The following is a 9,476-nucleotide window of genomic DNA, read 5'->3' on the forward strand; positions in this document are numbered from 1 at the left end:
ACTGCCCGGTCGCGGCGTTGTACATCACCTTGGGGCGCTCGATGTTCGCGCCGGCGAGCTCCGGGTCCGTCGCCTGGGTGAGCACGTGGCGGCGGAACTCCCACGTCTTCAGGTCCGTCGAGCGGTAGGCGGAGACGTAGCGGAACGAGTTGTCGGCGTTGCGGTTCTCGCCGAACCAGTAGTAGTACCGACCGACCTTGATCACACCGCCGCCGTGGGCGTGCAGCGGATTGCCCGCGGTGTCCGCGAACTGGGTCCCGTTGACGACGGTCACGGCGGCCGCCTCGGCCTGCCCGGCGCCCTGGACCAGGGAGACGCACACGGCCAGGACGGCACCGCCGACAGCCGTTCTCAAACGCAGCATTTCGACTTTTGCCTTTCGTCGGCCGATGCGCCTGCGGGCCGCCCGCGGGCACGGCGGCGGCGCCGGCCGAGGGGATCGGCCGTACGCCGGGTGGCCGTGCCGGACTGCCGTCCGTCCGAGGCGGCATGCGGGAGGCGGTCGCGGGCGCATCGTGGGTGGGGGGTGGCCCGAATGGCCGGCGACAGCACGTCCGTTGCTGATGTTCGCGCAAACAATCGGGGTGAGGGAGAGTTTTGGAGGGCTGTTCGGTTGTGTCAAGGGTTCTGTCCGATTCGCCGATGAGTGAGCCTTTTGGGCACGGAATCATCACCTCGGCTCTACGCTCCAACTAACCTCCCTCATCGTTTGGTTACTCCATTCACCCGATTCGCGCAGTGTGGTCCGGCCCGATCCTCCGCCCTGTCGTCCTCTGTTGATTTACGTGCTGGTGAGCAGCCGGCAGGACGCGCACACGCAGCGCGGGGGCCGCCGTCGGAGGGGGCGTGGCGGCGGAGTGGGGACGTGCCGACGTACGCGCCGGAGCGGTGCCCGCGCAGGACTGCGGCCTGGCCGGGCGGACAGGAGCGGACAGAATCGGACAGTCATATCCGCTGCCGGGCATGGAGAGTGGACACTGCCCGACGCGAAGCTGTGCGCCATGAACCTTGGACGCACGCAGGACCGGGCAGTCCGTTCCACATCCCGCGCGGGGACCGCACGCGAGGCCCTGGTCGCGGCGCAGCGTACCGCGATGCTCGCCACTTCGCTCGTGAACGTCGCGCTGCCGCAGATCCGTACCGGTGCCGGACTGTCGGACCGGAGACCGGACGGCAGATCGACGCCCACGGTCCGGCGGCCGGGCGGCCGACCCGCTCGGCCGCCGCCGGAGGCGCCCCACCGCTCACCGGCCACCTGATCGAGAACCCCGGCCCACCCGAACCGCCCCGAGAACCGACAAGGACACCCCATGCACGCCATCGACACCACCGCCCCCGTCGTCGTCAGCCTGACGAGGACGATCGACGCCTCCCTCGACACCGTCTGGTCTCTGCACACCGACCTCGACGACTGGCCGGCCTGGAACGCCGGCATCGACCGGGCCCGGCTCGGCGGCCCGCCCTTGGTCGGCGACAGCTTCACCTGGCTCACCCACGGGATGAACATCACCTCCACCATCCGCGAACTCGTCCCCGGCCGGCGGATCGTCTGGGACGGAATCGTCGAGGGCATCGTCGGCATCCATGTGTGGACCTTCGAACAGACCGACGCCGGTGTCGTCGTCCGCACCGAGGAGTTCTGGAGCGGTGACCCCGTCGACCGTGCGGTCGAGGAACTCGCCGCAGCCCTGAGGACCTCCCTGGAGAACTGGCTCGACCACCTCAAGGCGCGCGCCGAACAGCCCGCCTGACACCGCATCACGACACGCCGCGGCGGGCACGGTGACGGCCGGCGAAACCCGGCCCACCACCCTCCTCGACCCGCACACGCATCTGCCAAGCACTCCGGAGGCCATCCACGATGTCCAGCCACACCACCCTCTCGCCGCCCACGTCCCAGGCCCGTCCGACCTCTCGCCCGCGCGACGTCGACAACCGCGCGTCCTACGTCAGCTTCGGACTCGCCTACCTGCTCGGCCACGGCACCGCCGCAGTGTCCGAGGGGGAGGACCCCTTGGTGGACCTGCCCGGCTGGTTGCCGGTGATGCTTCTCGGAAGCGGGCTCGCGGTCGGCGTCGTCTCCGCCACCGCCGCAGCCGTACGGGCCCAGCGCGGCGCGCCGGCGCCGGACGTCCTCGCCGGCAGACTGCTCGGCGCTGCCTGGATCGCGGCCTTCACCGCCCTGGCCCTCGCCGTCACCGGCCTCACCTCCGCGCTCGACACACCGGAGCTCCCGGACGTCCTCTGGCCCACCGGCTCCGGATTCGTCGTCGGCCTGCTCTACCTCGCCGAAGGCGCGGTACGCCGCAACGTGCTGCACTACGCCCTCGGCGTCTGGCTCGCCCTGGTCTCCACCGCGGCACTCTCGCTCCACACCCCCGGGCTCTACTGGGTCCTCACCCTTGCGGGAGGTGGCGCCTACGCCTTCGCCGCGGTCCTCGAACACCGTCGGCTCGCCTGTCCCGGGGGCTCCGCCCTCGGCTGAGCGGAGCGGGCGGGGGCCGACCCGCCCCCGCCCCTCCCTCGCGCCCGGCCCTGCCATGGACAACCGGAGCCCCGGGCGCGCGTCCCGGTCCCGGTCGGCGGCGGTCCGGGGAACGGCAGCGGCCGGTGCGGCCCGCAGCCGGTCCGCCTCGATCCGGCCGCCGTTCCATGCGTGGCGCACGCCAGCCGTGCCCGGTGCGGCGGATGCCCGGCATGCGCGGGTGGGTTGCCACCGTCACCCCCCGGCGAGGGTGGGAATGTCGCGGCTGTCGGCGGTCGTCGTGGTCCCCGCCACGGGCTGTCGAACCCATACGTTCGGGCTGGCCTGCCTGTCGAGGCCCGCCCGGCCGCCACCGCATAGGCTGGTCGTACGGCAGACGGTTGCATCGCCCGGCTCCGGCCCCTCCGGCACGGGCAGCGGCGGATCGGAGCGTGTGGTGGCTTCACGGGGCGCGGAACCGGAACCCGTACAGAGCGGAGCCCGGGCGGGTGATCTGCCCTTCGTCGGACGGGACCGCGAGTTCCGGGCGCTGCTCGGAGCACTGTCGGCGCCGCCGACGGTCGTCCTCGTCGAGGGCGAGGCCGGGATCGGCAAGTCGCGGTTGGTCACCGAGGCGTCCGCGGCCCTCCGGGCGGACGGTGTCACCGTCGTCACCGGCGCGTGCCACCCGCTGCGCGAGCCCCTGCCCTACGGGCCGGTCGTGGATGCCCTGGGCGCGCTCGGCCCGCAGCTCCCCGCGAACGCTGCCATCGACCCCGCCGTGGGCGTGCTCGGACCGCTGCTGCCGGGCCTGGCCGGGCGGCTCCCGCCGACGCCGGTGGAGGTCCCCGGACCGTCGGGGCAGCGCCACCTGGTGGCCGGAGCGGTGCGGGCCCTGCTGGCGGCGGTCGCTCCGGTGGTGCTGGTGGTCGAGGACGTGCACTGGGCGGACGAGGCCACGCAGGAACTGCTGGTCCTGCTGGCGGGCGGGCTGCCGGCGGACACGGCACTGGTGCTCACCTACCGTGGTGAGGACCTTCCGTCGGGCGCGCCGGTCCTGGGGTCGGCGCTGCGGCGTCAACCGGGCACCGCCGGCGCCGAGCTCAGCCTGTTGCCCCTGGGGCGGGAAGCCATGGGGACGCTCGCCCGCTCCGTCCTCGGCCAGGGCGCCACCGCGTCCGTCGTGCACCTCCTGGCCGAACGCAGCGAGGGACTGCCGCTCGTCCTGGAGGAGGACCTGATCACTCTCGCCGGCCGTGATCCGGCCGCGGGCGCCGACGGAGAGACGGAGCTGCGGGTGCCCCGGAGCCTGCGCGAGCTGCTCGCCGCGCGGATCGGCCTGCTCGGGCCGGACGCGACGGCCCTGGTCCGGGGGGCCGCGGTGCTCGCAGTCCCGGGGGGAGCAGGCGTCCTCGGAGCCATCGCGGGTCTGGACGAGGAACGGGCGCACGAGGCACTGCTGGCGGCGCTGGACGCCGCTGTCCTGCGTGAACGAGGGCCGGACGCCTACGGGTTCGGGCACGCGCTGGCCCGGCAGGCGGTGTACGACATGCTCCCGGGGCCGGTGCGCATCCGTGCCCACCGGCGGGTCCTGGCGGTGCTGCGCGAGCAGGACCCGCCGCCGCTCGTCCAGATCGCGCACCACACCCGCGCGCTCGGGGACGACACCTGGATCACCGAGGCCCGCGCGGCGGCGGACCAGGCGGCCGAGGTCGGCGACATCGGCACCGCGGTGACGCTGCTGCGGCAGGTCCTCGACCAGCCGGGGCTCGCCACCGAGCGGCTCGGGGAGACCGCACTGGCGCTCGCGGGCACCGTGCAGTTCAGCATCGACGCACCGGGGTCGGTGAGCACCCTGCGCCGGATCCTCGCCACCCCGGGCCTGCCGTCGGCCGTGGGCGGCGAGATCAGGTCGCACCTGGCCAACGTGCTGCTCAACCAGGCCGGTGACCCGGTCGGCCGGGACGAGATGGAGAAGGCGGCGCTCGAACTGGAGGAGGTCAATCCCGCGCTCGCGGCCAGGAACATGTCCGTGCTGGCCGTCTCCGACACCGGCGCGGCCTCGGCGGAGGAGCGCACGGCCTGGATGGCGCGCGCTCTGCGCCTGCTGGAGCGGACGCCGGACCGGCTGGCCCACGCGGTCGTCCGCGCCAACCAGATCACCCTGCTGCTCGGCTCGGCGGACCCGCGCATCCCCTCCCTCCTCGCCGCGCTGCCGCGGGTCGACGACGACTCGCGGGTGCTGCGGGCCACCGCGATCGCCCTGTCGGGTGCCGCCGAGGCCGCCGTCTTCGTCGGGCTCGACCGGCGGGCGCCGACCTGGAACGAGGAGTCGCTCGCCATCAGCGAGCGCATCCACTTCACCGCGCTGGCGGCCTACGGCGAGTCGTACCGGCTCCTGCTCACCTGGACCGGCGGGCACTGGGAGCGTTGGGACGCGGAGCTGGCGGCCTACCGCGTCAGGTTCCGCGACAGCCCGCTGACCGACACCGGACTGCTGGGAACCGCCCAGGGCGTGATAGCAGCGGCCCGCGGACAGGCGTCACGGGCCGCTGCGCTCTTCGAACGTGTGGTGGCCCACGATCCGACGAGCAGCCTGGCCCTCGGCGCGGCCGCCGGGACGGCCCGGCTCCACCTCGCCCGGGGGGACGCCGGCGCGGCCCGGGCCTCGCTGGCCGGTGCCCTGGACAGCGTGCGTGCCAGGAGGTTGTGGCCCTTCGCCTTCGGAGTTCTGCCGGCGGCCGTCGAGGCCGCCTTGGCGCTCGGCGACCGGACCGGTGCCCGGACGCTGCTGGAGGAACACGCCGACGGCATCCGCGACGGGGAGTGCCCAGGAGCGGAGGCCGAGCAGGACCTGTGCCGCGGCCTGGTGCTCGCCGAGCACGATCCCGGCGCCGCGTTCGAGGCCTTCGACCGGGCCGGCGGTCGCTGGGAGGCCGTCGGCCGGCCGTACGAGGCGGCGCTCGCCGCGGAACGGGCGGCACTGGCCCTGGCCGCCGTTGACCCCTGGGACGGCCGGGCCCGGTTCGGCCGCGTCTTGGCTGCGTTCGACGCGCTCGGCGCGACCAGCGACGGCTCGCGCTGCCGCCGACAGCTGCGGACGCTCGGCCCCGTCCCCACCAACCCGCGGGGGCGCACGGGGTACGGGGACGAGCTGTCACCGCGCGAGCGCGAGGTGGCCGCGCTGCTCGCCGCAGGTGTGGGGAACCGCGACATCGCCGCCGCGCTGTTCGTCTCCCCGCGCACCGCCGAGCACCATGTCGCGGCAGTGTTGCGCAAGTTGAGGACGACCCGGGCCGCACTGCGCGGCAAGGACACCTGAGGCCGCGCGTGTGGCGGGGCGGGGTGGGCCGTGTTGTCGTCCCCGTCCGGTCCGGACGCACGGAGGCGGTGCGGCGGGGTGGGACGGACGTCGGCGATCCACTCGGGTGCGTTCGGCACGGTTGTCGGACCGGTGGCGGGCCGGCTGCCTTCGGCGCGGCCCCGGGTGGCGTAGCGGGAGAAGCGGCCGTCGATAACACGTTGGCAACGGTCCGGGACGGCGAGGCGGGGAGGGCTCTCGTTACTGCCGACCGGCTCTGACCGAACCAGACGTGCGCGAGCGAGCCGGCGTGTGAATCCGCTCCAGCGCTCGTCGTCGACCACCACATCGCAAGAGCGCCGCCACTCCCCAGCTCCAAGGATGGTCCATGTCCCAGCGTCACAGCCGCAGCCGTCTGGCCGGCGTACTTCTGGCTGCCGTACTGGCGGTGGGAGGAGTGTCCGTAGGCCCCACCGCGGCCGCGGAGTCCACCGCCATCCCGTTCGGGGACGGTTTCGAGTCCGGCAACACCAGCGTGTGGCCCCGCAAGGGCATCGACGGCAAGGGCGCGGTGGACGTCGTGGCGGCACCGGGTGGTCACGCCGGCAAGGCCGCCCGGTTCACCATGCCCGACCAGGGAAACTCCTACCGCACCGAGATAGCCACCAGCCGCCTGCCGTACGGCAGCTACCGCTACACCTTCTCCAACTACCTGCCGCAGGACTGGATCTCCTTCGGGGCCCAGACCATCGTGTCCCAGTGGCACGGCGGGGCGGGCACCGCCCCCGCGGTCCTCCTCGCGGTCAAGGCGGACCGGTGGTTGATGCTCGTCAACTGGACAGTGGGCTCGGGGCCCCTGAACGAGATCAGGTACGACCTCGGCCCCGTGCGGCTCGGACACTGGAATCAGTGGTCCTTCGACATCACCTGGTCCACCGAGACCACGCCCGGCTCCATCACCGCCAGGCTCGACGGCGCTCAGGTCGGATCCCACGAGGGCCCCAACAGCTACAGCCAGACCACGAATGCCCCGCACCGCGACACGGTCCCGTACCACAAGATCGGCCTGTACCGGCCGAACTGGAAGGCCGAGAAGGGCTACGTGAACGGCGGGACGCCGCCCGTGGTCATCTACTACGACGACATCTCCATCACCCCCCTCTCCCGGGCCTCCGGCAACCCGACGGCCCTCGCCACATCCCCGCAGCCCGTACCGTCCTCGGCCGTGCCGGCTCCTACCAAGCCGGCCCCCGCCACGTCCCCGGAACCCGTGACGTCGGCCCCGTCCGCCCGGCCCTCGGCATCGGGGTCGGCGGTCGGGACGCCGGCGGCGAAGACGCCCGCCCCGGCCACCGCGACCGGCCCGGCAGTGACCGGGCTGGCGGTGGCCGAACCGGCAGCGACCGGATCGGCAGCGCCCGGACCCACGTCCGGGCCTGCGGACGACGTCCAGGCGGCGACGGATACGGACACGGACACGGACAACGACGTCCGCCCCCTGGCCGAGACCGGCGCCTCCAACCGCACACCGCTCGTCCTCGCCGCCGGTAGCGTGCTGCTCATCGGCGGGCTCCTCCTCCTCTTCCACCGCCGGGCGAGGGCGGCCACCCGCCGGGCCCACCGAAAGGCGCCCTGACCCGGCGCTCCGGCCGGGGTCGCGTTCGTCTCGCGATCCGAGCCCGGCGACCGACGGAGAACGTGACGGCGGGGCCCGTCCGGCGACAAACCGGACGGGCCCCGCCGTCGACGTCCGCGGCCGGTTGGGCCTTGCGTCGGTGCTGGAGTCCGCGTTCGATGGGTGGGTGTGGATTCCTGTTCCGGTGTTGTCCGTTTCGGGCTGGTGTCGGGGGTCTGGTGGCTGCGTGCGGTGGAGGTGTGGCGCATGGTGACGTTGATCCAGTTGGAAGTGTTGGCGAAGGTGATCGAGTCCGGAGGGTTTTCGGGGGCGGCGAAGTCGTTGTTCACCAGTCAGCCGGCGGTGTCGAATCACATGCGGAATCTGGAGCGGTCGCTCGGGGTTCAGCTTGTTCACCGTACGAGTCAGGGTGCCCGGCCCACGTCGGCGGGGGAGATCGTGGTTGAGCACGCTCGCCGGATTTTCGGGGTTCTGGAGGAGTTGGAGCTCGCGGTCGCCGAGTATCGGGGGCTGGGTGCGGGTCGGTTGGTGTTGGCGGGGACGACGACGCTGGGTACGTATCTGTTGCCGTTGTTGGTGTCCGAGTTCGCTTTGCGGGCTCCGAAGGTCTCGTGTGAGATCCGGGTGGGGAACGAGGAGGCGGTGGAGTCGTGGTTGTTGCGGGGTGAGGTCGCGTTGGGGTTGTGTGCCGGTACGCCGAGGGATGAACAGCTTGTCGCGCAGGGCATGTTCGAGGAGGCGATGGTGTTGGTGGCGGAGCCGGGTTCGGCGTTGATCGGTCGGGCTCTGACGCCTGCCGATTTGGCGGATCAGCGGTTCTTGGTGCGTGAGGCCGGTTCCGCGACCCGTCGGCTTCAGGAGTCCGCGTTGCGGATGTGGGGGTTGGAGCGTGCCGAGCAGTGGGACATGTGGGGGACGGACACGTTGAAGCAGGCGGTTTCGCGGGGGCTTGGTCTGGCGGTGGTGTCGGAGCATGTTATTCGTCAGGAGACGGAGGCGGGGATGCTCGCGGCGTTGACGGTTGTGCCGGCTCCGCCGGTGCGGACGGTGTCGTTGGTGAGGCGGTCGGATCGGGTGCTCACGCCGTCGGAGGAGGCGTTCGTGGCGTTGGTGGGTGCTGTCTCGGAGTGGCCCGGGTGACGGCCGGGGCAGGTCGGCGGGGGTCGGGGTGTCAGTATCGGATGCAGGCGGAGCGTAGGTCGGTGTAGAAGTTCCATACGTCCGGGGAGCATTCGGGGGCGCCGAGTTGTGAGGCCTTGGCGCCCATGTGAGGCAGGTGGGAGTAGGCGCCGACGCCGGGGCGGTTGACGTGGAGCATGCCCGCTTGGAAGTCCTGGAGGGCCTGGAACATCAGGGCGGGGTTTCGGGTGAAGACGGTGCCGGACATTCCGTATTTGACGGAGTTGGAGATGCGCATGGCGTCGTCGTAGCCGTCGCATTCGATGACGGACAGGACGGGGCCGAAGACCTCTTCTTGGGCGATCTCGCTGTCCCAGGCGACGTTGGTCAGGATGGTGGGTTCCATGAAGTGGCCGGGGGTGTCGAGGGTTGCCTGGTTGCCGCCGCAGGCGATCGTGGCGCCGGTGTTGACGGCGGTGCGGACGGCGGTGAGGCAGGCTTGTAGGCGTTCTTCGTTGACCACCGGGCCGATGTCCGCCCAGTTCTGGTGGCCGGGGCCGATGCGCATGGCGGAGACCCGGGGCAGGAGGCGCTTGAGGAGTGCGTCGTGGACGGATGTGTCCACGATGAGGCGGCTGGTGGCGCTGCAGCGTTGGCCGCTCTGGCCGAACGCGCCGTGGATGACGGCGTCCGCGGCGGCGTCGAGGTCGGCGTCGGCGAGGACGATGAGTGCGTTCTTGCCGCCCAGTTCGAGCTGGGCGCGCATCAGCCGGCCCGCGCCGGCTCGGTTGATGGCCTGTCCGACCGGCAGGGAGCCGGTGAAGGAGATGCCGGCGACGCGCGGGTCGGAGACCAGGGCCTCGCCGGGGTCGCGGTCGCCCTGGACGAGGTTGAGGACGCCGGCGGGCAGCCCGGCGTCGACGAACGCCTGCACCAGCAGCGCCGAGGTCCAGGGG

General features: G+C 72.5%; 6 protein-coding genes and 1 pseudogene. 5 read left to right on the forward strand and 2 right to left on the reverse strand.

Features of this window, described 5'->3' with window-relative positions:
* Window positions 1–364 (reverse strand): annotated as a pseudogene (locus PUR56_RS27995) (beta-xylosidase); the annotation flags it as partial.
* Window positions 365–1,310: 946 nt separating this feature from the next.
* On the opposite strand from PUR56_RS27995, the gene PUR56_RS28000 reads away from it, so the two are divergent.
* From PUR56_RS28000 to PUR56_RS28020, 5 genes are all read left to right on the forward strand, one after another.
* A complete protein-coding gene (locus PUR56_RS28000) occupies window positions 1,311–1,751 on the forward strand; it encodes an SRPBCC family protein (RefSeq protein WP_329879509.1) in 441 nt (146 codons plus the stop codon).
* A gap of 110 nt (window positions 1,752–1,861) precedes the next feature.
* A complete protein-coding gene (locus tag PUR56_RS28005) occupies window positions 1,862–2,485 on the forward strand; it encodes an ABC transporter permease (RefSeq protein WP_329879510.1) in 624 nt (207 codons plus the stop codon).
* 436 nt (window positions 2,486–2,921) lie between these two features.
* On the forward strand, window positions 2,922–5,786 hold the full coding sequence (locus PUR56_RS28010; protein ID WP_329879511.1) for an ATP-binding protein: 2,865 nt from the start codon (window positions 2,922–2,924) through the stop codon (window positions 5,784–5,786).
* Window positions 5,787–6,153: 367 nt separating this feature from the next.
* Window positions 6,154–7,401, forward strand: a complete 1,248-nt coding sequence (locus PUR56_RS28015; RefSeq protein ID WP_329950976.1) for a polysaccharide lyase — start codon at window positions 6,154–6,156, stop codon at window positions 7,399–7,401.
* A 246-nt stretch (window positions 7,402–7,647) separates the two neighbouring features.
* Complete coding sequence (locus PUR56_RS28020; protein WP_329879513.1) at window positions 7,648–8,541, forward strand: LysR family transcriptional regulator; 894 nt, start codon at window positions 7,648–7,650, stop codon at window positions 8,539–8,541.
* A 31-nt stretch (window positions 8,542–8,572) separates the two neighbouring features.
* On the opposite strand, the gene PUR56_RS28025 is transcribed toward PUR56_RS28020, so the two are convergent.
* The coding region (locus PUR56_RS28025) for an aldehyde dehydrogenase family protein (RefSeq protein WP_329950977.1) at window positions 8,573–9,476 on the reverse strand (904 nt) is incomplete at its 5' end.

Origin of the sequence: Streptomyces sp. BE303 (assembly GCF_036290945.1) — a bacterium.
In the GTDB taxonomy this organism is placed as follows: Bacteria; Actinomycetota; Actinomycetes; order Streptomycetales; family Streptomycetaceae; genus Kitasatospora.

What these genes read in the sequence shown, in the direction of transcription:
- PUR56_RS28000 (WP_329879509.1), top strand. Translation starts at nt 1,311, where the DNA reads ATGCACGCCATCGACACCACCGCCCCCGTCGTCGTCAGCCTGACGAGG.
- PUR56_RS28005 (WP_329879510.1), top strand. Translation starts at nt 1,862, where the DNA reads ATGTCCAGCCACACCACCCTCTCGCCGCCCACGTCCCAGGCCCGTCCG.
- PUR56_RS28015 (WP_329950976.1), top strand. Translation starts at nt 6,154, where the DNA reads ATGTCCCAGCGTCACAGCCGCAGCCGTCTGGCCGGCGTACTTCTGGCT.
- PUR56_RS28020 (WP_329879513.1), top strand. Translation starts at nt 7,648, where the DNA reads ATGGTGACGTTGATCCAGTTGGAAGTGTTGGCGAAGGTGATCGAGTCC.